The sequence below is a fragment of the Microcoleus sp. N3A4 genome (assembly GCF_036701805.1).
Classification (GTDB): Bacteria; Cyanobacteriota; Cyanobacteriia; order Cyanobacteriales; family Microcoleaceae; genus Microcoleus.
Map to the genome: position 1 here is coordinate 14807 of NZ_JAUBRJ010000045.1, position 22113 is coordinate 36919.

Below are 22113 nucleotides of genomic sequence, written 5' to 3' on the forward strand. Positions count from 1 at the left end.
CTGGCTGCTTAAAAACTGTCCGGAGTATTGATTCGTCTACCTGTGTTAAAATCCGTGTCCTTCCGGACTTCTGCTATGGCTTGTTGTTCAGCAGCTAACCTTTCCCCTCCCCTTTTTTTTATTTGCCCGCAGGCTATCATTGTCATTTGGCAGCTTTTGAGAATCTAAATGCTAAACACAAATACAATAATTTCCAGCCTGCTGTTATTTATCCCAGTTTCCATCGCCGGACACTTTCTCGGCTGGGAATCCTCCACAATCTTCATCACCTCGGCTTTAGCCATCGTCCCCCTAGCCGCCTGGATGGGGACAGCCACCGAAGAAATCGCCGTCGTCCTCGGTGCCAACTTGGGGGGTTTGCTGAACGCTACCTTCGGAAATGCCACGGAACTGATTATCGGCATCGTCGCCCTCAACGCCGGGCTCATAGATGTTGTCAAGGCCAGCATCACCGGTTCAATTATGAGCAACCTGCTGCTGGTGATGGGATTTGCGATGCTGCTGGGCGGCTTGCGCTACAAAGAACAAGAATTTCAGCCGACAGTCGCCCGGTTGAACGCTTCAGCGATGAACTTAGCCGTGATTGCCATTTTGGTGCCGACGGCAGTTAATGCCACCTCTATTGGCATCCCTCCCGAAACTATGCAGAACCTCTCTAGCGCTGTTGCTGTAGTCCTGATTATCGTCTACGTGCTGACGCTGCTGTTTTCGATGAAAACCCACAGTTATCTGTACGATGCAGGGGTGGCAGAAATAGGAATGCTTGAAGAATTAGCCGAAAGTAACTTAGCACCAGACAGTCCAGACCACAAAGTCAATCTGCCGCTGTGGGTTGGGGTGCTGTTGGCCTGTACCCTGATGGTAGCTGTCGAGTCGGAACTGCTGGTGGGTAGTCTGGAAGAAGCGACGGCGCGTTTGGGGCTGACATCACTGTTTACCGGGGTAATTTTAGTGCCGATTATTGGCAATGCGGCTGAACACACGACGGCGGTGACGGTGGCGATGAAAAATAAAATGGATTTGTCGGTTTCTGTGGCAATGGGTTCGAGTTTGCAAATTGCTTTGTTTGTTGCCCCGGTGTTGGTTTTGGCAGGTTTTGTCTTGGGCAAACCGATGGACTTGAACTTCAACCCGTTTGAACTTGTAGCGGTTACGGTGTCGGTGCTGATCGCCAATTCTATCAGTTCTGACGGCAACTCTAACTGGCTAGAAGGTACTTTGCTGTTGGCAGCTTATACGGTTTTGGGGCTGGCTTTCTACTTCCATCCGGTAATTGAGGGAATTGTTTAACAGGCTTTCTTCTGCTGAAGGAAGTTCGGCAACGAAACAGTTTACGAGATTTAACCGATTTAAGGGATGGATGTTGAGGGAAGAAGGCAGAAGGCAGATTTTCTCAACTTTGCCACACTCCCAGACTCCCAGACTCCCCATCCCCCACACTCCCGCTCTTCCTCTGTTGCTTCGAGAGTTGTCGTTGCGATCGTACAATTGAAATCTGGCAGCTCTAAGTTATTAGTTCTGATTTTTTTGTGAACGATCTGCTGTCATGAAGGCTTTTTGACCTCGATCGGCTGGGACAAACAACAGAACCTCGATCCTTAACCCGATCGCGTTACATTGGAGAGCCCCAGGTTATAGAAACAGACGGGATGGGGAAAACCAGGGAGACTTTAGTCCGCTTGACTTCAGGGAAACTGCAAGATTTCAATCAAGAGTGCTGATGAGTCTTGTACTAGGTGTGCTACGATCGTCATAAGTTGAAAATTGAGTATAACTAGACAATGTAAAAACTTAACTGGATAGTTGAGTAAGTAGTCACACCTAACGGTGTTGTCGTCTAGGAAAACTCGCATTTGAACCAAAACCGAACTAGATCAAGAGGACTAATCAAGTACGGTAGGGCATACCGGAATTCACGCTTGAGGAGAAGACACCTCTACTTTGGCTGGAGTAATCCTGTCAAGGCAAGTGACTTCGCTGAACCAAGAATCTCAGTCACCAAGAGTGCTGAGAGTGTCAAAGTAAAACTTGATAGAGCAACCTCAATCAGGGTTATGTGGCTTCTGTGAGTTATTGCCTCAATCCCAAATGCCCGAATCCCTCCGATCCAGCCAACTCTGGCAAATCCGCGTGTATCCACTGCGGGTCTGAACTTTTGCTGCAAGGTCGATATCGGCTAGTCGCGCCTCTCGGAGGCGGTGGCTTTGGTAGAACATTTGAAGTGGACGACAACGGCGCCCGAAAAGTGCTCAAAGTCCTGCTCAAAGAGCATCCCAAAGCTGTAGAACTTTTTAAGCAAGAAGCCGACGTATTAGTCAGGCTGAGACATCCAGGTATTCCAAAAGTCGATCGCGACGGTTATTTTATATTTTCGCCAGCTCACACCACAGAGTCTTTTCACTGTCTGGTGATGGAGAAAATTGCTGGCGCCAATTTGCAAGACTGGCTAAAACATCGCGGCCGCCCGATCAGTCAAGAACAAGCTGTGAACTGGCTCAAACAACTGTCGGAAATTTTAGACCAAGTTCACCGACTCAACTATTTTCATCGGGATATCAAGCCGCACAATATTATGTGCAAGCCGAACGGGCAGTTAGTGCTGATAGACTTCGGGACTGCTAGAGAAGTATCGGGGACTTATTTTGCAAAGGTGGGCCAGGGGCAAAATGTGACTGGTATTGTTTCCCCCGGCTACACGCCACCAGAACAAACTAATGGCAAGGCTGTTCCGCAGTCGGATTTTTTTGCTTTGGGGCGCACTTTTGTTTATTTGCTGACTGGGAAGCCGCCGACTGCGTTTCCAGAGAACCCGCGCACGGGAAGATTAATGTGGCGCAAAGGAGCTCCTCAAGTTTCCGACCAGGTGGCTAATGTGATCGATTACCTGATGGCGCCTTTTCCGGGAAATCGACCTCAAAGTCCGCAGATGGTTTTGCAGTGCTTGGAGGAAATTAATCTCGACGGTGCAGAAACTCAGTTGCCGACTCAGTTGCCGACGACGGGGCAAACTAAAATTCGCGGAACTTCCGGGGGGGGTGGGGCGACGAAGCAGAGTTCCATGAACCGCCTCAAACCTCTGAATTCGGGATTGAAGAAGAGCGGGAAAGGTGTTTTTGATTGGAAAAAGAAGTTGCTCGCGGGCACTGCTGTTTTGATGCTGGGTATTGGCGGGTCTCAAATTTACGGTTCGCTGCGTTACGGGGTGTTTCCGGCAAACCCGGTGTGGCTGCTTTCTAGTTTGCCTAGCAGTCAGTTTTTGCAAAGAAGTTTGGATAATGTCGGGAGTGTAAATGCGCTCGCCCTGTCGCCGAACGGTCAAACTTTGGTGAGTGCCAGCTTTGGGACGATTAGAATTTGGAATGTGACGACGGGACGCCTGGTGCGGACTCTCAATTCGGTGCATTCTAAAAAATCGGTCAAGACGCTGGCGGTGAGCCCGGACAACTCGATTTTGGCCAGCGGCGGCGGCGACAATAATGTGATTCTCTGGGATTTGAAGACGGGACGGCGGATGCGGACGATTCCCGCTCACAAAGCCGTCGTCAACGCGATCGCTTTTAGCAGCGACGGTCAAACTCTGGCTAGTGGTAGCGATGACAAAACTGTTCGCTTGTGGAATGTCAAAACCGGCAGCAGGTTGCGGACTTTGAGCGGCCACGCCGGAGGAGTCAACGCGATCGCTTTGAGCCGGGACGGTCAAACTCTGGCTAGCGGCAGCGATGACAAGACTGTGCGTTTGTGGAATCTCGGCACCGGAGAAGTCAGAAGAATTATCACAGGTCACGGGGGCGCAGTTAATGCTGTGGCTTTTAGCCCGAACGGCAAAAGTGTGGCTAGTGCTAGCACCGACAATACGATCCGTTTGTCGAACGTGCAAGACGGGAAGGGCACCCGCACTTTTAAAGGGCATTCGAGCTGGGTGAGGACGATCGCCTTTAGCCCGGACAGCCGCAGTTTGATCGGCGGGGGCGGAGATATTATAGTTTGGGATTTGAAGACGGGAAAAGAAAGAAGCACTCTTTCTGGTCACACTCAGTTTGTGACTTCTGTTGCTATTGCTAGAGATAGCAAGACTTTTGTGAGCGGCAGTCCCGATTGCACTATTAAGATTTGGCGAATGCCTTAGTTATTGGTTATTGGTTATTGGTTATTGGTTATATCGTTTCTGGTTGCACCGGAATGATAAGCTTTCGACACGGAAGTGCCGTTTCCCTACCCGGATTAATTCTAGGGACTTAGGCACTCGCGGTCTCGAAAGCTATGGGTAATATTAATTCCGATGCTACCGGATTTGATTTTATTGGTTATTTGTTAGTTCTAATAACCAATGCTATAAGGCCCTATTCCAAAATTATCTATACAAAATTCCCCGCCCGTTTTTGGCAAATTCCTCCACAGTTTGCTGGGACAACTCGTGAAGTGTCATTGCCTGCAACACATCCAAAGGCAATGTCAAATGATGTGCTCCAGCTAATAAAGTCTTTACCGCTTCCTCCGGCGATTTAATGCTAGCTGCCAAAATCTCAGTATTGCTTTTCTTCAAGACATTTGCCATATCTTGCACTAAGGAAAAACCGTCTCCCAACAACCGGGTGGCTCGATTCACGTAGGCGATCGCATATTTAGCCCCCGCTTCTGCTGAAACAACTGCTTGTGATGCGCTGTATATCGCCGTCACCGCGCAAGGAATTTCCGGTGACAAATGCGCTACTGCTTGAAAACCCGCCGCCGTTGCCGGAACTTTCAACACTGTTTGCTGTCCAATTATTTCAAAAGCTGCCTTTCCTTCTGCTACCATGCCATCGAAATCAGATGCGGTTAGCTGATAATACAGTTCCCCAGGAATCAGTTTGGCCAGTTGTTTGAGCGTCACATCGGGAGATAACTCGCTTTTTGCCAAAAGTGTCGGATTAGTAGTAATTCCCGCTATCCATCCGAACTTGCTAGCCCGTGCGGCTTCCGCTACAATTGCAGTATCTACATAAATTGCCATCGGCTCTACACCTTCAGTTTCTTAATAATTTCCAGACGCTTGCTTTCAGATTTAGATAAATCCGAGCAAAATTAATTGTTTAGCTTTAACAATATCAGAATCTCGGAAATATTACTGTTAAGTAAATATAACAATTCTGTGATTTGCATCACCGACATTAGTGCGTGAGTGTAGAGTTTTGAATTCAACAGGACTTACGTAAAGAAATCGGGTTTCTGAGGGAAAGTGCGTAAGTGCTATTCAAGATAGCTCACAACTGAACCAAAATTTTTAAGTCATTTGGTAACTGCGATTGTCGGGTAGGGAAAAGTTGACTCGCTAAATCCCGGATACAAATAGTTTACATTTGTAGTAGGGGTTATGTATGCAATAACTCAAGGAGGTGACTCAGAAAATGACCGAAGAAGAAAATCAGCAGCCACAAGTCAGCCTTGAGACATCTTCTGAACAAGCCCTGTTGGAAAAACCAGCAGAAACCGCTGAAGAGTCGTCGATAAATGTTAAGTCTGAAACTCTGTCTCAAGCGGTTCAAAATAACGGCGAAGACCGTTTGAATGCTCTAGCCCGCTTAATGATGGTGAGTCTAACTTGGTCGCTGGCGGGGCTTTCCAAACGCGAGTAAGTTATGGAACACTACCGCAACGAGCGAGTTATGATTTGTGAGTTGTGTCGGGACTTTTGTTTAACTCAAAACTTACAACTCCCGGACTTACATGATGTCCGGTTAGTTGTAAGAAAACCCGTTTTTAGTGAAAACTTTAGTCCTTAAAGCAAGGACTAAAGTCTTCAACAGAGCACTCATAATTTTTCTTTAATTCCTTCAAACGGCCCCAAAAAAGTCGGTTCTGGACGGGTAACGCGCACTTCCCAAAGCGCTTTAAGGACTGCCAAAAATTCGCGGAAACTGTACCGAATTATGCTATTTTTGGGAAATTTGCCCAATCCGGCGTTCCTAAGCCGATCGCCATTACGCCTCCTAACTGGCGGCCGGTATCAACAGCGCGGGCTAAGTGAAAGTTTTGGGTAACTAAAACAGCCTGCGTTATGCCAAAAATCTCTTTTGCCCGGTAGCAACTTTCATAGGTGCTAAATCCGGCATAATCGAGAATGATATTATTAATTGGTACGCCCTGTGCTTCGGCGTAGTCCTGCATTGCTTTGACTTCGTTGTAATCGGCGCTGCTATTGTCTCCTGTCATCAAAAGTTTGCCCGTTCGCCCTGCTTTGTACAAATCGAGGGCTGCTTGCACTCGATCGGCTAACATTGGGCTTGGAGTGCCGTCTTTCCAAACTCCGGTACCAAAAACAAGGGCAATTGGTTCGGCGGGAACCTTAGCTACATCGGTGTGCAGGTAGTTGCTTGTAACTAGCCTGACGTAGTAGTTGAGGGCTAGGGGTGTGAACACTGAGGTTAATATTAATAGCCGGATGGCAAGGCGCCATTGAAATATAAAGGATTTAGGCAACATAAATTCAAGTTAACTTCCTATATAATTACACAAACAGACCGCTTCGCGGGTCTAAAAATTGTCAAGTTACCTAAGTTACATTATATTGACAAATATGATTCAACAACAGCCAAAGTTTGAATTGCTGGAATCACTTTTATGGGAACCCAAAAACGGCTATTTTTTGCTAGACAGACATCTGGAAAGATTAGAGCGATCGGCTGATTATTTTAATTTCCCCCTATCGCTAACAGAAGCAAGCAAAGCTTTACAAGCATTAAGTATGACTTGCGGGTCAGTCAAACAAAAAATACGGTTAACAATATCTTGTGAGGGAAACATAACATTACAAGCTCAGACACTAGATAGCGGTATCTTAAAAATCGGTGCATCTGTGGGAATTGCCCGCAAACCGATCGCTTCTCAAAGCCCATTTCTTTACCACAAGACAACTTACCGATTGCCTTATACAATGGCTTTGGAGTCGCAGCCCGAATATCAGGATGTCTTTCTGTGGAATCAAGATGGAGTTATCACCGAATCCACGATCGCCAATATCGCGATCGATACACCCGCAGGTCTAATCACACCTCCCGTCAACTGCGGTTTATTACCGGGGACGTTTCGTTCTCAACTTTTAGAGGAGGGAAAAATCAGAGAACAATTAATTACCTTAGATGATTTGCACAGTACCAAAACTCTATTTCTCATTAACTCCGTTAGGGGTTGGATGCGCCTCAAAAAAGAGGCAAACCGAGATGTTTGGAAAGTTGTAAGTAATGGCTGAGATAACGCTTTCAATCGATTTGAGTAGGGTGCGAACTGTGCACCTTACTACTACAGATAGTGTCAAATTTGACTCGTTGCGTAAGTCCTGAAAGTGTTAACCATAGTGCAATATATTGTGAAACCCATACAACCTTGGCATTGGCGAAAGCTTCCCCTAAATCAGCGCAGCGGATCTGAGATTTTTAAAATTTTATTTCTCGGTCAAACCGCCGACAGTGGAAGTTCAATATCGGATTGTTTCCCCGGCGATATGGCTGTTCTGCTAGAAAGTCCAGTTACATCTTCTACTAAATTGGCACGATATTCTATTTGTGCAGGTTCTCCCCGGATAATTGACGGTCAATCTCAGCTATGGACACCGCCTGTCGGTGAAATTTTACCTTTTTTGCGCGCTCTTTTGGAGTCTCAAAAGCAAAACTTAGCAGTGAATGTACCGCCGGAAATTCCTTTTACTGGGGGTTGGTTGGGATGGCTAGGTTATGATTTAGCATGGGAAATCGAACACCTGCCCCAACTCAATACCGATCCGCTTCCTTTCCCGGTTAGCTGTTGGTACGAACCAGAATCTTTTGCGGTTTTAGACCGTCAAACGCAAATTCTCTGGTTGGCTGCGAGTCAACCTTCTCGCCTCGATATTATGCAGCATCAATTAGAGCAAACCGAGCGAGAAAGAATCCAGAATAATTTACCGGAAAATAATCGACAAGATTCCGCTACTCCTATTTTCCAATTATCTCAGAGTGAGTATAAAGAAATAGTGCGAAAAGCTCAGAAGTATATTCATGCAGGCGATATTTTTCAGGCTAATTTATCTTTGCGGTTTGAAGCCCGTACAGATTGCAGTAGTTGGTCAATTTACCGCGCTTTGCAACGGATCAATCCTTCGCCTTTTGCAAGTTATTGGCAAACTCCGTGGGGGGCGATAGTTAGTTGTTCCCCCGAAAGACTGGTTCAATTATTAGGCAAAAAAGTCGATACTAGACCGATCGCGGGAACGAGACCGCGAGGTTTAACCTGCATTCAAGATCAGCAGTTAGCACAGGAATTAATAGAGAATATCAAAGAAAGAGCCGAACATATTATGTTAGTTGACTTAGAGCGCAACGATATCGGAAGGGTGTGTGAATGGGGCTCGGTAAAAGTTAACGAATTTCTGACCGTTGAACGCTACAGCCACGTGATGCACCTCGTCAGTAATGTTATCGGTACATTAAGAGGAGATTGCGACGCGATCGACTTAATTCGAGGCGTATTTCCGGGCGGTACGATTACAGGTTGTCCGAAAGTGCGCTGTCTGGAAATCATCGAAGAATTGGAACCCGTGAAGCGCAATTTATTTTACGGTTCCTGCGGTTATTTGGACTGGCGCGGCAACCTAGATTTAAATATTTTGATTCGCACCCTTTTATATGCACCAAAAAGTGACGGTACGACCGGGGGAGTTGTGTGGGGACAAGTGGGTGCGGGGATTGTTGCTGATAGCGATCCGGAAAGGGAATGGCAGGAGTCGCTTCATAAAGCACAAGCTCAACTTAATGCTTTGAAATTAGCGGAAATATTTGATTATAGCCTTTCTCAGTAACATGAGGTGTTCTTGGCCAAACAGGGCATTGGCCAAACAGGGCATTGGCCAAACAGGGCATTGGCCAAACAGGGCAAACAGGGCATTGGAAGAGTACCTTACTTTCCTGAGAACCGCTATAGTTTTTTTAGCGATCGCACTGTGAGTCAGATTCTGGGTGAACTCATGGATATTAGAGTCGGTGCGTAAATCCTGCTGCAAGAATTTATTAGACTTCTGCAACAATTCTTGTGGGGCAGGCATCCTGCCTGCCCAAGACTTGCTTTTCACTTCTATGTCTATTGATTGTCCGAACCTACTGCCTCAGAAATAGAACTAAATCCGCGTTTTTCTAACTTTTGCAACAACCCTTGTAGAATCCGGCGCACCATCCAAGGCCCTTCGTAAACCCAACCGGTGTAAACTTGAATTAAACTCGCACCGGCGGCTATTTTTTCCCAAGCATCTTCGGCGGTGAAAATGCCGCCAACTCCAATTATGGGCAATTCGCCTTTTGTATATTGCCAGATAAATCGGATTACTTCTGTCGATCGCTCCCGCACTGGAAGCCCGCTAATTCCCCCGGCTTCTTCGCCGACAGGTTTTCCGGTTTCTCGCAATATTTGTGTTTTCAGTCCGTCGCGGCGGATGGTGGTATTTGTGGCGATAATTCCTGCTAGTTGGTAGGTTTTTGCTAAATCGAGGATTGATGCGATCGCCTCTGGTTCCAAATCCGGCGCAATCTTGACTAAAATTGGCTTGGTTCCCTGATTTTCTTGTTGCAAAATTTCCAAAATTGTGCTAAGCCCAGCAGCATCTTGGAGCGATCGCAACCCAGGCGTATTCGGAGACGAAACGTTGACTGTAAAATAGTCGCCCCAATCTTTCAGCAACTTAAAACTCTCCAAATAGTCGGCTGCTGCCTGCTCTAACGGTGTTACCTTAGATTTACCGAGATTGATGCCCAAGGGGAACGGAGACTGAGGCATGGGGCGCGAGGCATCGAATTTTGACTGTTTCTGTGCAGCCTCAAACCGGGCTGCCATTGCCGCGGCTCCTTGATTGTTAAATCCCATGCGGTTGAGGGCTGCACTGTCGTCCGTCAAGCGGAACAAGCGAGGTTGGGGGTTTCCCGGCTGCGGTTGACAAGTGACAGTGCCGAGTTCGGCAAAGCCAAAGCCAAAATTTGCCCAAATGTCGGCAGCTACGCCGTTTTTATCAAATCCCGCGGCCAAGCCGACAGGATTTTTAAAGCTCAGTCCCCACAAAGATTGTTCGAGGCGAGAATCTTGGACTCCCAAAGATTTCTGCAATCGGGAGAGCATTTGGCTGGTTGCTGGGTTTGACTGAGTTCGGGCTGCGAGTTCGAGGACTTGAAGAGTGCGGTTGTGCAGCCACTCGGCATCGGTTTTCAATACGGAAAACAACAGCGGCCTTACACCTGATTGATAAATATCCAATGATTTGTACTGGGGCAGTTTACAAATAAGAAATGAGAAGGGAAATAAAAGTATTCACGAGCCGACAGCAAAAACGAGGTTGTTACTTCAACTTCGATCGACTTTATTCAATGTTTGAGATTCAAGGATAAGTGAGACGATTATATTATAAGTTGATTCTTTTCCATTTTAATTTTTTAAAGTTTTAAGTTGGTAATTTTAAATTGGACAAAGGTGCGGGGAAGCTTGGAAATGGGGCAGCAGCAAAGACCGAAGGATTTAGACGAACAAATCGCGGCCCTGGAGCGCGTTCTCCAGACTCTGCGAGAAGATGAGAATGTTGAAGTGCTGCTTTCAACCACACTGGGTTACTTGCAAGCGGAATTTGACTGGCAGTTGATTTGGATCGGGTTGTACGATCGACAGGCGCACCGACTGTTGGGGAAAGGCGGCATGACTCCTAACGGCGACCAGTCTTTTCTCAAACAGCGGTTTGCCCTCAGCCCGGGGGATTTGCTGGAACAAGTGGTGATTCAGCTCCGGCCGGTGGGAGTCCCGGATTTGCGATCGGAAAACAGAGCTGGAGAATGGCGCAAAGCAGCTCAAACTTTCAACATTCAAGGCTCGACTCTGTTTCCGCTCCGCTACAAAGACCGCTGCTACGGGGTGATTTTGCTCGGCACTGACGTGTGGGGAGCGTCGCCAAAGTCGGGAGAAAAAACGCAGTTGGCGATCGTATTTGGAGCGCTGGCAACTGCTCTTTACCAAATAGAAAAAGACTGGCAGCGACAACAAGTCAAACACCCAGACGAGTCTCTTTTAGCGCTGATTTCGCAGTTGGGGGAACTGCGATCGCTCGACCAATACTTGCAAGCGGTTGTCGAACAAGCTCATGAATTTATCGAGCCGACGCGCACCAATGTTTATTGGTTCGAGCGAGAGCGGCGCTATTTTTGGCGCCGAGTCAGCAACCGCCAAGTTGCTCCGGGTTTGGGCGGGCCGGAGCGACCGGCTTCGGGCATCACCGTCCAAGACTTGGGCGAATTTTATCAGGCTTTGGGCAGGGAAGAAATGGTTTGGATCGGTGAATCTCACAGTTCTCTGAAAACTGAGCTGACGGGGCGGTTGATGCAGCAAATCCGCGCTCGCTCTCTGTTGGCTGCGCCGATTGTTTCAGAAGGGGAATTGTTGGGATTTTTGGCAGTCGAAGCGAGCGAGCCCCGGATTTGGCAAGACAATGAAAAGCTTTACCTGCGGGGAGTGGCGCAGTTAGTGGCTTTGACGGCTCCTGTGTCGGAGATGGAGGAGAGGATTCAGCAAACAGAGATCGATCGAGATTTAACTGCCGGAATAGCTCGCGCCATCTACAGCGATGCTGACTGGGAGGCGACTTTGAAAAATACCGCCGAACAGTTGTGCGGGCGGCTCAAATGCGAATACTTTTTGCTGCTGCTGTACGGCGAAGAACAAAATCGCTTTGAAATTGTCTGCCAAAATTTGCCCCGCAACCGCAGGCCAGTGCCGTCGCCGCTCAACGCCCTCGATGTGGCTGACGTGGGGCTGTTGCTGATGCGCGAACCTCTGGCTATTGAAAATTGGGAGGAAGACGGGCGGTTGGGCGCTTGGCGGGAAGTGCTGGCGGAGGCGGGGGTGCGATCGCTCTTGGCATCCAGCACTCGGGGGAAAAAGGAAGAGGGAGAAAACCCCAATCTAAAATCAAAAATCGCCAATCGAAAATCGATCGAGGGTTTGCTGGTTGTCGGGCACAATGCAACTCGCACTTGGAGGCGATCGGAGCGAGAATTAGTTCGGGTAGTGAGCCAACAGCTTGGATTGATCCTGCACTCGTGGCAGCAGAGTTCGGAAATCGACAAATATCAGCAATTTGAGCGATCGCTCAAATCGGGTTTGGCGGTTTTGCACCATTCTGAGGAGGAGCAATCAGAGCAACCGATATCTGCTGCTTCACCGACGATGTTCCCAGAGTTGCCGCTGCAAAAGCTCGATCGTAACTTTGCTCAACAGCTTTCCCAGACACTTTCGTGTCCTTTAGTAGCCGTAATTACTTGGAATCGCGGTGAGGAGGAAGGTTCAATCGCGGTGGCGGTAGCTGCCAATCCCGTATTTGCCCTCAATCCCGAGGCGGTGATTCCTGTCCAAACAGATGCTTTGATCCAACAAACCCTGGTTGCTAGCGGCGTGCTGCAGCACAGCACGAGCCAACTGCCGCTGGCGACGAAGCGGTGGCTCCGCAGTCCGGGAATTGGCGAGATTCTGACGGTCGCGTTGCGGACGGCCCCAGAACACGGCCCGGCGGGCATTGTGGTGGCTGCGGACGCTCCGGGCCGCCAGTGGTCGGAGTTGTCGGTGAATTTACTCAGCTCGATGGCGTCTCAGTTGGCTTGGTGGCGCAGGTATTTGACGGTGCAATCAGCCGAGGAGTCGCAGCGATTAGATATGGAGCTGCTCAACTGGTACAAACAGCGCCGTTTTGAGGATTTTTACCGCACTGTGGGAGCGGGGGTGAAGGAGTTGGGGGATTTGAGTCAGTCGATTTTGCAGTCGGCGAAGGAGCAAAAGGATGCTTTGAAAACTTTGCGCTACCAACAGGTTTTGCGGCACATTGGCAATGCTTTGGGGTCAACTCATTTGCTGCTGAAACAGGAACAGTGGCGGCTGCAATTCGGACAAGATGCGGTGCCTGTGAACGCTTGGCTGAGGCGATCGCTCGATCGAACGGCCCCCCTGATCAAACAGTCGCAAGTCTTGCTGGAAGTGCACAGAGAAACTGCTGTGTCGATGCCTGCAGGCCAGACTTTGAGCGTTCGCGGGGACAGCATGAAGCTGGATTTGATACTGTGCGAATTGCTGACGGCGGCTTGCAGGCGCTCTGGAGTTGGTGACAAGATTGAGATTCGCTCTGAGTTGTTGGGGGAAGGTTTGCTAGAATTGTCTGTGATCGATAGCGGCGCGTGCGATCGACAGTTAATTGCTGCCTTTAAACGCGGTTCCGGGCCCGATATATTAGCCGTTTCTGCAAATAGGTCGATCGTGCAAAATCTCTTAATTTGTCAGCGAGCGGTACGCTTAATGGGGGGAAACTTGTCTTTAGAAATGTTAGAAAACAATTTAATTGTCGCCCGCTTAGTCCTGCCACTAGCCAATTCTTAATATTGTAAAATTTTGTAAAAGTTCCAAGCTGCGATCGAGGATTGTAGGGGCTAGTTTCACAAACAATAATTGCCTAAAACCCATAATTTCATAAACCCGCCCCCACCCAACGCTAAACCGCCATCTACCTCTTTCAAAATACAAGGGGCTGGTTTAGCTACGATCTATATTGTTACTGATATCTTGCGCCATTCTTAGGCACGAACGGGCCAGAGAACCCGTTCTACAATATATCAATTTTATTGTGGATGGGCCGGAGAACCCGCGCCTGAAAGACTTTCAGAACTCGGGAAAAACCTTTGAGTAATCCAAGCAGTTACAATATGAGAAAGCAATCCCATCGGCCCAGCAAACAAACACAAAGCCAGAGAATGAACCGTCCAAATTCCTGTCCGCTGTCCTTCCAAATAAATCCAGCGCCCGACAAACAAATCCATCACTAAAAAATGTATCCATCCCGTAGCTGCCGCTGTTTCCTCCCCCAGAAACTTAGCAATATCTGCTAGCTTGGGATTGGACAAAGCTGCCGCATTTTCCGCAGTCAGACTGCTACCAAACAAATATACGTACAAAACGGCGAGCATCGCAAACGGAATGAAGGAATTCATCACTTTTCTGGTAATTCCCCAGTTGGGTAATAAAATCATAATTGCCCAGAAAGGCAAAACGAACAGATTAGCTGCGTTAAAAATTAGTTCCGGTGTCATAGTTGGCTCTTGGCTCCTGCTGATGCAATGCAATTAAGGATATTAAGATTACTTTACACAATTTTTGCTAAAATTTATCAAAACCCGAAAAAAAGCTCATTCACAAATGAAATAGAATTGCTATACTTATCTAAAAATTCAAATCTCCCATTTAAAATCGATTGACGCAGCACAGCCTATGACAACTTATCATAACTTTCCTGATTGGTGCAAACACAAAGAAAATCTCTCGTCTGATGCTAAACATACCGTAGAAATACTGTTGCAAATATCAGATACTTCTGAGTGCGATCGAGCCAACCAACTGCTTTCTAATACAACAGAACTTAACCTCAAAAATCTTCAAATTACCGATATCAGTCCCCTCTCATCTTTCACTAAACTTACTAATCTCATCCTCGGCAGCAATCAAATATCTGACCTCGCTCCCCTGCAATCTTTAACCAATCTGAAAACTCTGATTGTGGATGTCAATCAAATATCAGATATCAGTCCGCTTTCATCTCTAATAAATCTGACTAGACTCGTTCTGGATACCAATCAAATTTCAGACATCAGTCCCCTAGCAGCTCTAACTAATCTTACCGCACTTGTCTTGTTTGACAACAAAATTTCTGACATCACTCCGGTGAAAAATTTAACGAACTTAAATGCGCTGATTCTCTACAACAATCAAATTTCCGATCTCGCTCCTCTGGCAAATTTAACTGAACTCCAGACACTCTACCTTTACAATAATAAAATATCGGATATCACCCCGCTAGCTTCCTTGAAAAATCTCAATACGCTGTTTCTATTCGGAAATGAAATATCTGACCTTACTCCGCTGGAATCCCTAACTAAATTAAATAAATTGGTTTTATTCCAAAATCAAATCTCAGATATTAGTCCTTTGACATCCCTAACTAATTTAATTGAACTCAACCTCGGTAACAATCAAATATCTGACATCAGTCCGCTGAAATCTTTAACTAATTTGACTGAACTTTATCTGTTCAACAATCCGATTTCCGATAGCAGCGCGCTGCAAGCTTTAAATAACTTATTTTTGCTCGATTTGTACAACAATCAAATCTCTGATATCAGTTCCCTGCAATCTTTGCAAAAGTTAACTACGCTGGACTTGCGCGGGAATCCGATTGTTAATAAAATTTGCCCTGTCAATCCTGAATCTATATGTCGGTTTTAATTGTTAAGATGGAGGCAAGATGGCGGTTTATATAGTATAATGTTGAACGTCAATATCAGGAGAAAGTGATGAGCGGACACGATGCTTTGATGTTAGGATTGCTGCTGTTGCCAGGTTTGGCTTTGTCGATCGCAATTATGGGCGCTTTTGCCGCTGGTGGATAATCAGTTTTGGGAGCAGGCAGATTTTGTAAAAAGTAGTTTTTTCCTCGTTTTCCTCGTTCCCTGGCTCTGGCTGGGAACGCATTTCACGATTGCTCTGCCTCCTGTTTTTTTGCAAGCGAGGCAGAGCCTCTGGATCTCGGTTCCCTGCCAGAGGCTGGGAACCAGTTAATTTTCCTTCTTCCTTCTTCCTTCTTCCTTCTTCCTTCTTCCTTCTTCCTTCTTCCTTCTTCCTTCTTCCATAACTTACAAAAATTGTGCTGTCACATCCGAATTTACCAAAGTATTCGCGCACAAAATACCCGATGCTGCGACGGCGGGGACGCCAATTCCCGGCATGGTGCTGTCTCCCACCCGATACAACCCTTTGACGGGTGTGTGCGGCCCGGGAAATGTGCCTTTTCCGGCGGCGATTGCAGGCCCGTAAGTTCCTTGATAGCGGCGCAAAAATCGGGCGTGGGTTAGCGGTGTGCCGATCGACTCTAAGACTATCCGCGATCGCAAATCCGGTATAATTTTTTCTAAAGCTTGAAACAGAAATTGCGATCGCTCTCGTTTTCTTTCCTGATAACCATCGCCGTACTCCCAACCTTCGTAAGGTTCCAATGTATAAGCGTGAACGGCGTGATGTCCGGGCGGCGCCAGAGTTGCATCCCACACTGTAGGAATCGAAATCATGCAAGTATTTCCGGGTACTGTAATGTCGATCTTGCTGTTGTGAACGACGACGTGGTGGCCGGTCAAACCTTCGAGTCCTGCGGCTTTAATTCCTAAATGCAGGTGCATGAAACTGTCTACTGCTGGCATCGACAAGGAGGTTTTTCGGTAGCTTTCCGGCAAATCTTCAGGCCGCAGTAACTTTGTATAAGTATCCCAGACGGTCGCATTTGAAATGACAATTGGGGCGCGGATAATTTCGCCATTTTGCAAGCGAATGCCTGTGGTTTTGCCGGATTCAACTAATATTTGCTCGACCGGAGCTCCCAGGCGCAACTTTCCTCCCCAGCGCTGCAAGCCTCTGACTAAAGCATCGACGATCGCACCGCTGCCTCCAACAGGATATTCGATCGCACAGCGCGATCGTTCGCCAATCATAAAAGCTATTTCCGGCGCGACAGTTCCGTGCGCTTTTAAACCCGACAGCAAAAAGCATTCCAAATCGATCAAACGCCGCACCCAAGGGTCGCGCACGTGGCGATCCATCAAGGAACCGGCAGAACCCGCGATCGCACCTACCAACGGCAGCAACTTCAGCAACGCAGGCGAGTACCGAGACAGCAAAACAGGTATCAATTGCCAGTCGGATCTCAGCGCTAAAGCCGGAATTCCACGCAAAGCTTCATACAAAACTAATAAATTTTGTTGAAATTGCTGCAATTCTACAGCACCTTGCGGTGCGAACTTAGCTACAGCATCTAAATAACTTCTCGCATCAGCATAAACCGGCAAACTTCCTTCGGGAAAATGGTAATGCCCCAGGGGATCGTAGGAAATTGCTGCGATCGATTCCTCTAAAACATCAAAAACTTGCCGCAAAGGATTAAACGACTGCGGGTCAGTCAAACCGCAATAAAAAGAAGGCCCCGAATCAAAGTGAAATCCCCGGCGCGAAAAGCTGTGAGCTGCCCCGCCCGCTATGGTGTGGCTCTCGCAGACGAGAACCCGCTTGCCGTAGCGAGCGAGCATCGAGCCGGCGACTAAGCCGCCAATACCGCTGCCAATTACGATCGCCTCAAAGTCTTGCATTTATCAAATGTGGTATAATTGTATTATTTCTTGCTGACTGTTGACAGGGTATTTTTTGGAGAGGAAAACTATGAAACCTTTATCTATTTTAGATGAAGTTGTTCGCGAATTAGAACAAGATGTCCATCTCTCGCGCATTAAAAAAATAATATTTTTTGCTTGTAAAGAGTTTTGGGAAAACGATCCGGCCAAACTCGCCAGCGCAGATGTAAGGAGTTTAATCGAAGAACTCTGCGCCAAATATAGCAGGTTAGAAGATATTGAAGCTGTTTTAAATAATATAGTTTCTAAGGTTAATAAAAAAAACGAGTATGCTTTAGTATCCGACCTCATAATCTGTCAGCTTAGCAGGCTGTATGAATTTGAAGACTTCACCAAATTAGAAACAAACTTATCTAGTTTTGGGGGTCAGGAAGCTCCTGCATTTGAAGATCACTTTAGTTCGGAAGTATCAACCAGCGAAGAAAGGGCAAGAAACCCCGGGAATTTATTTGATGTCAGACAAAAGATTTTGCAGCAAACAAATCCGCTGAGGGCTAAAATCCTAATTTTTTCTAGTATTTATCACCAGTTTACTTTTAGCGATCGCGACTGGCTGCTGCTTAAAACTCAAGAACTTGACAATCTGCTGCGACAACTGTTTAATGTCTGCGGCAGCCTAGCCGAACTCGAATCTCTGTTGTACACCACTGCTAGCAATCTCGACAACAGAGATGAAAACGACCAAGCTGCGAGCGTAATCATCAAAGCGATGAATTCTTGTTACGCAAAAATGCAACAGGAAGAACGCGATAAAGCCGAATATTCGGCTAACGAAGATTGCGATCAGACACATTTAAACAACAGTGTGTATGAAGAAAGCGAACTCGTTGACAGGCGCAGCGATTATTTTGAACCAGGCGATATTACTCACATCATTCAAGCTGCTGCGGCTCACTATCATTATGACCCCAAGAAGAGTTACTTAGTGCCAGACACGGCAGAAAATGTACAGTTTAAAGAACCCGAAACCAGCAGCAATAATTCTGCTGCCGATTTCAAACAGGAACTGGTAGAAACATTCTCAGTTGCAGAAACACCTACAATCATCGAAATTTTGGAGCCGGCAGATCCTGTTATTAGAAATATTAGCGATTCCATCAAACGCAAGTTGGGATTGGAAGAAGAAATGAAAGGATTAGTCAGTCAAAGTGCTAACTCTGCAACGGCGCAAATAGAAAATATATTCACCGAGTTAGAAGCTGCTTTGAACGAAAAAATTTCTACAAGAAGTGCAGAGGAGCGTTTGTACTGGAAATATAAAAATCTCAGAGAGTATGTAGGAAAAATTCAGGAATTTACAAATAAATTCATGGAAATATTGAGCGAATTGGAGTCAAAAGAAAGCGGCAAATATCCTTCTGAAACCCAGGAAAATATTCCAGAAAATATTTCTGAAACACCGCAGGAAAACTCTAGCCAGAAAGCAAATCAGTATCAGCTTGTGGAAATGGCAAAACAAGGCAAACCAAAGGCGATCGCCCAATTGATCGATCGATTGCTACAGCCCAAGGGAATTGCTGCTACAGCCGGATTTAAAGACGGTTGGCTCCACGTCATTCTGGAGTCTGCCGAAGTACCAAACCAACAGGCTACAGCTATATACATTCACAAAAAACTGTGTACTTTAAAATCAAAATATCTTACTCATGTGAAAATTCACGGACGACAGTTAGGCAGCAAAACGGTCGCTTGGACTCAAGAATTTGTGAATTAAGCTCATTAAATGCCCAGAATCAAGTCTGGGGCTACACAAACTAAGTCCGCAAGGCAAGGACTGAAATTCCAGAAGTGTAGAAGTAGCAGATTTTACCTAATTAACAACAAAAAAAAATATGAATGCCAGCGAAATCTTAAGGCGATATATATCAGGAGAACTAGATTTTCAAGGTATGAATCTGAGAGGCGTATACCTGAGCGGTGCCGATTTAATTGGCGTAAATTTAAGCAGTGCTGACCTCTTGGGTGCAAACTTAGCGATGTCGTACCTTACCAGAATTAACCTTCAGCGCGCAAATTTAACTAATGCAAAGTTGTGCGGTGCTAACTTAAATCAGGCAAACTTGAGCGGAGCAAATTTGTCCGATGCAGACTTCCACGGAGCTACTTTGCAAGGTGCAGACTTTCGCAAAGCCAACATCTCTTTGGCAGTTTTTATCGATGCAAATTTGAGCGATGCAGATATGCGAGGTGTGAATTTGCAAGGTGCCGATTTGCGCGGTGCGTGCTTGCGGGGTGCAAATTTACGCAAGGAGCAGCGGATTTTTGAGGGTGCAAAATTGCGGGGTGCAAATTTGCAAGGTGCAGATTTGCGGGGCGTCAATTTGCAAGGTGCAGATTTGACTAAAGCTAATCTCAGTCAAGCGAATTTGACTGAAGCATCTCTGGGCGAAGCAAATCTGACTCAGGCGAATTTGAGCGAAGCTATTTTAGATGGCATATTTTTGACTGAAGCAACTTTGGTAGAAACAAATTTTTCCTGGGCTGTAATGACAAATGCTAAGTTGGAAAGAGCTGTGTTAATTGATGCTGAATTGGCTGGCGCTAACTTGCGGGGTGCATTTCTTCCTGATGTTAAGTTGAGCAATGCTAATTTAGTTATGGCTGATTTGAGTCGAGCTAATTTGGTGAGGGCTGATTTAAGTCGAGCTAATTTGAATCAGGCAAATTTGAGTGAAGCCGATCTGACTGATGCCTACCTGGCTAGAACAGATTTGCGCGAGGCAATTTTGCACGGCACAATTTTGATTAGGGCAGATTTGAGCACTGCTAATTTAGGGGGAGCTCAATTGCGCGGTACAATCATGCCAAATGGAGCATCGGAATGATACCGAGGACACGGCAGTGCCGTGTCCCTACTATTAATCCGAGTAGGCAAACGGCACTGCCGTGTCCTCTAAATCATGTCTCTGGTGCAACCGGAATTGATATAAGTCCTGAAGGATTTACCTTACCGCCTACTCTATGTGCCACTCCCAGAAATCCTAAAACCCACATTCCGCACTTCAAAATGTAATATGTAATTATTACACCTGTTTGGTAGTTTGGCAAACACCAAAACAGAAAAAACTAAATATTTATACGCAAACAAAACAAATAAAACGTCAAATAACTCAGAATTTTCGTATTACTTGCTCAGAATTTTCGTATGACTGGCCATACTACAAATTGACGTGCGGAATGTGGGTTCCAAGATTAGCGCCAATTATCGATATTTATGGACTATAATAGAATTAAGAAAAGTTTCAGTGCAACAATGAAAACGGAGGTAATTAGCATGACAACTGTACAAGACGTTGCAGCTTATATTCTCGCCAAAAAAGGCGAACTCCCCGCGATGAAACTTCAGAAACTTTTGTACTACGCTCAGGCATGGTCATTAGTCTGGGATGATGCCCCCCTGTTTCCTGAAAGCGTAGAAGCATGGGCAAACGGGCCTGTTATTCCAGACCTCTACCAGCACCACAAAGGGCAATTTATCGTCTCAGCGATCGCAGGTAATCCCGAAAATCTCACCCCGATCCAAAAAGAAACTATTGATAAAGTCCTGGAATTCTACGGCGATCGGACTTCCCAGTGGCTGAGTGACTTGACCCATCAAGAAGAACCCTGGATCGGTGCCAGAAAAGGACTCGCAGCCACACAGCGCGGAAATCAGGAAATTACACTCGCTGCAATGGCAGAATACTACAGCAGCCTGTAATCCTGTCCCTCATGTCCAAGCAGAAAAAACAGCCAAAAGTCAAAGCCCAGCCAGCTCCTCAAAAACAACCAAAAATCGCCGAAAATCCTCAAGATTACTACAATCGTAATCCAGCATGGCGAATTTCAAAAATGGAACTCGCCTCTTACTATGGTTGGCAAAACATTGATGGAGAAAAACTCAAAGAGATTCAAACGAAACTCAGTAACTTTGAGTCTATGACATGGCGGGAGATATTGGTTGACAGTAAAAAACAAAATCATACCGTGCCAATTAATAAGCTCTCTAAACTAGCCCGCGATCGACTAACCGAAATGAATCTAGATGATTTGGATGAACTCACTTCTTTACGCTTATCTGCGACCGAAAGAATCTGGGGCATACTCAATCAAGGCGTGATGGAGCTACTTTGGTGGGACCCGAAGCATGAAGTGTATCCCACCCAGAAAAAGAACACTTAAAACCCACATTCCGCACTTCAAAATGTAGTATGTAATTATTACACCTGTTTGGTAGTTTGGCAAACACCAAAACAGAAAAAACTAAGTATTTATACCCAAACAAAACAAATAAAACGTCAAATAACTCAGAATTTTCGTATTACTTGCTCAGAATTTTCGTATGACTGGCCATACTACAAATTGACGTGCGGAATGTGGGCTAAAAACTCTTACTCTGCTTCACCAATCAGAGTAAATCCGGCCCAATCTCTGGGTTCGGGATGCTTTTTCATCGTGATTAGCATTGCTTGTCGCAACGCTTGAGCTTTATTAGGATTTTGCTGCAACTGGCGATAGAATTCTGCCATTAATTCAGCGGTGGGAGCGTCGGGAACGTACCATAAAGAGGCAAGGATGCTGGAACTCCGGCAGTAATTAATGAGCAAGATAAGCCAATAACACCATCACCCGTTAGTTTTCCTCTGCCAGTATTGCAAGCACTTAAAACGACTAATTCGGCATTTAATTTTAAATCTAATATTTCGCGGAAGTGAGCCAGCCGTCATCATTGGTACCCAAAGCATCGCGAGTGCCGCGAATCATGTCTGCAAAGACTGTATCTACATGATTGTATAATCGGTTAAAACTGAGATATTGCACCATTGTCAATAAACCTTTCACGGGAGGGATCTCCTGCCCAATTCCTACTCCCCACAAGAAAATTTAT

17 protein-coding genes and 1 pseudogene are annotated in these 22113 nt (G+C 46.3%); 11 read left to right on the forward strand and 7 right to left on the reverse strand.

Annotated features, from left to right (window positions below; translation table 11 throughout):
• The first annotated feature begins 168 nt into the window (after positions 1-168).
• Together cax and QUA56_RS23185 are read left to right on the forward strand one after the other, a co-directional pair.
• Complete coding sequence (gene cax, locus QUA56_RS23180) at positions 169-1290, forward strand: calcium/proton exchanger (RefSeq protein WP_333362141.1); 1122 nt, start codon at positions 169-171, stop codon at positions 1288-1290.
• A gap of 766 nt (positions 1291-2056) precedes the next feature.
• Positions 2057-4126, forward strand: coding sequence for a serine/threonine-protein kinase (locus tag QUA56_RS23185; RefSeq protein ID WP_333362144.1), 2070 nt, complete (start codon positions 2057-2059; stop codon positions 4124-4126).
• A gap of 225 nt (positions 4127-4351) precedes the next feature.
• On the opposite strand, the gene QUA56_RS23190 is transcribed toward QUA56_RS23185, so the two are convergent.
• The gene (locus tag QUA56_RS23190) at positions 4352-4993 is read right to left on the reverse strand and encodes a transaldolase family protein (protein ID WP_333362147.1); all 642 of its coding nucleotides are present in this window, start codon (positions 4991-4993) and stop codon (positions 4352-4354) included.
• A 394-nt stretch (positions 4994-5387) separates the two neighbouring features.
• Here QUA56_RS23190 and QUA56_RS23195 point away from each other — a divergent pair, with 394 nt between their 5' ends.
• A complete protein-coding gene (locus QUA56_RS23195) occupies positions 5388-5615 on the forward strand; it encodes a hypothetical protein (protein ID WP_333362150.1) in 228 nt (75 codons plus the stop codon).
• 292 nt (positions 5616-5907) lie between these two features.
• Here QUA56_RS23195 and QUA56_RS23200 read toward each other — a convergent pair whose 3' ends face one another.
• Positions 5908-6399 carry an ElyC/SanA/YdcF family protein gene (locus QUA56_RS23200; RefSeq protein WP_333362153.1) on the reverse strand — a complete coding sequence of 164 codons (492 nt, stop codon included), beginning with the start codon at positions 6397-6399 and terminating at the stop codon, positions 5908-5910.
• A 157-nt stretch (positions 6400-6556) separates the two neighbouring features.
• Here QUA56_RS23200 and QUA56_RS23205 point away from each other — a divergent pair, with 157 nt between their 5' ends.
• Both QUA56_RS23205 and QUA56_RS23210 read left to right on the forward strand, forming a co-directional pair.
• Complete coding sequence (locus QUA56_RS23205; protein ID WP_333362156.1) at positions 6557-7228, forward strand: aminotransferase class IV; 672 nt, start codon at positions 6557-6559, stop codon at positions 7226-7228.
• A gap of 117 nt (positions 7229-7345) precedes the next feature.
• Positions 7346-8812, forward strand: coding sequence for an anthranilate synthase component I (locus tag QUA56_RS23210; RefSeq protein ID WP_333362159.1), 1467 nt, complete (start codon positions 7346-7348; stop codon positions 8810-8812).
• Between the two features lie 278 nt (positions 8813-9090).
• Here QUA56_RS23210 and QUA56_RS23215 read toward each other — a convergent pair whose 3' ends face one another.
• Positions 9091-10251: a quinone-dependent dihydroorotate dehydrogenase gene (locus QUA56_RS23215; protein ID WP_333362162.1), complete on the reverse strand. Its 1161-nt coding sequence runs from the start codon at positions 10249-10251 to the stop codon at positions 9091-9093.
• Positions 10252-10440: 189 nt separating this feature from the next.
• Between QUA56_RS23215 and QUA56_RS23220 the strand changes: the two genes are divergently transcribed.
• Entirely contained in the window at positions 10441-13401 is a 2961-nt protein-coding gene (locus QUA56_RS23220) for a GAF domain-containing protein (protein ID WP_333362165.1), read from the forward strand.
• A gap of 239 nt (positions 13402-13640) precedes the next feature.
• Here the strand turns inward: QUA56_RS23220 and QUA56_RS23225 are convergent, their stop codons facing one another.
• A complete protein-coding gene (locus QUA56_RS23225; RefSeq protein WP_333362168.1) occupies positions 13641-14108 on the reverse strand; it encodes an ABA4-like family protein in 468 nt (155 codons plus the stop codon).
• 178 nt (positions 14109-14286) lie between these two features.
• Between QUA56_RS23225 and QUA56_RS23230 the strand changes: the two genes are divergently transcribed.
• Positions 14287-15297: a leucine-rich repeat domain-containing protein gene (locus QUA56_RS23230; protein WP_333362171.1), complete on the forward strand. Its 1011-nt coding sequence runs from the start codon at positions 14287-14289 to the stop codon at positions 15295-15297.
• A gap of 135 nt (positions 15298-15432) precedes the next feature.
• On the opposite strand, the gene QUA56_RS23235 is transcribed toward QUA56_RS23230, so the two are convergent.
• Entirely contained in the window at positions 15433-15753 is a 321-nt protein-coding gene (locus QUA56_RS23235) for a hypothetical protein (protein WP_333362174.1), read from the reverse strand.
• The gene (locus tag QUA56_RS23240) at positions 15705-17204 is read right to left on the reverse strand and encodes an NAD(P)/FAD-dependent oxidoreductase (protein WP_333362177.1); all 1500 of its coding nucleotides are present in this window, start codon (positions 17202-17204) and stop codon (positions 15705-15707) included. Before QUA56_RS23240 ends, QUA56_RS23235 begins: the two co-directional genes overlap by 49 nt.
• A 70-nt stretch (positions 17205-17274) precedes the next feature.
• On the opposite strand from QUA56_RS23240, the gene QUA56_RS23245 reads away from it, so the two are divergent.
• The 4 genes from QUA56_RS23245 to QUA56_RS23260 all read left to right on the forward strand — a co-directional run bounded on the left by QUA56_RS23245 (position 17275) and on the right by QUA56_RS23260 (position 21407).
• Entirely contained in the window at positions 17275-18960 is a 1686-nt protein-coding gene (locus tag QUA56_RS23245; protein WP_333362180.1) for a hypothetical protein, read from the forward strand.
• A gap of 118 nt (positions 18961-19078) precedes the next feature.
• Positions 19079-20071 (forward strand): pentapeptide repeat-containing protein, encoded by a 993-nt coding sequence (locus QUA56_RS23250; protein WP_333362183.1) that lies wholly within the window; start codon positions 19079-19081, stop codon positions 20069-20071.
• Positions 20072-20520: 449 nt separating this feature from the next.
• Complete coding sequence (locus QUA56_RS23255; RefSeq protein ID WP_333204768.1) at positions 20521-20946, forward strand: type II toxin-antitoxin system antitoxin SocA domain-containing protein; 426 nt, start codon at positions 20521-20523, stop codon at positions 20944-20946.
• 11 nt (positions 20947-20957) lie between these two features.
• Entirely contained in the window at positions 20958-21407 is a 450-nt protein-coding gene (locus QUA56_RS23260) for a hypothetical protein (protein WP_333362187.1), read from the forward strand.
• 209 nt (positions 21408-21616) lie between these two features.
• Here QUA56_RS23260 and QUA56_RS23265 read toward each other — a convergent pair.
• Positions 21617-21953 (reverse strand): annotated as a pseudogene (locus QUA56_RS23265) (CHAT domain-containing protein); the annotation flags it as partial.
• Between the last annotated feature and the right edge of the window lie 160 nt (positions 21954-22113).

Excerpts from the sequence above, each read along its gene's own strand:
- cax (WP_333362141.1), top strand. The coding sequence starts at position 169 with ATGCTAAACACAAATACAATAATTTCCAGCCTGCTGTTATTTATCCCA.
- QUA56_RS23190 (WP_333362147.1), bottom strand. The coding sequence starts at position 4,993 with ATGGCAATTTATGTAGATACTGCAATTGTAGCGGAAGCCGCACGGGCT.
- QUA56_RS23195 (WP_333362150.1), top strand. The coding sequence starts at position 5,388 with ATGACCGAAGAAGAAAATCAGCAGCCACAAGTCAGCCTTGAGACATCT.
- QUA56_RS23205 (WP_333362156.1), top strand. The coding sequence starts at position 6,557 with ATGATTCAACAACAGCCAAAGTTTGAATTGCTGGAATCACTTTTATGG.
- QUA56_RS23225 (WP_333362168.1), bottom strand. The coding sequence starts at position 14,108 with ATGACACCGGAACTAATTTTTAACGCAGCTAATCTGTTCGTTTTGCCT.
- QUA56_RS23230 (WP_333362171.1), top strand. The coding sequence starts at position 14,287 with ATGACAACTTATCATAACTTTCCTGATTGGTGCAAACACAAAGAAAAT.
- QUA56_RS23240 (WP_333362177.1), bottom strand. The coding sequence starts at position 17,204 with ATGCAAGACTTTGAGGCGATCGTAATTGGCAGCGGTATTGGCGGCTTA.
- QUA56_RS23245 (WP_333362180.1), top strand. The coding sequence starts at position 17,275 with ATGAAACCTTTATCTATTTTAGATGAAGTTGTTCGCGAATTAGAACAA.
- QUA56_RS23250 (WP_333362183.1), top strand. The coding sequence starts at position 19,079 with ATGAATGCCAGCGAAATCTTAAGGCGATATATATCAGGAGAACTAGAT.
- QUA56_RS23255 (WP_333204768.1), top strand. The coding sequence starts at position 20,521 with ATGACAACTGTACAAGACGTTGCAGCTTATATTCTCGCCAAAAAAGGC.
- QUA56_RS23260 (WP_333362187.1), top strand. The coding sequence starts at position 20,958 with ATGTCCAAGCAGAAAAAACAGCCAAAAGTCAAAGCCCAGCCAGCTCCT.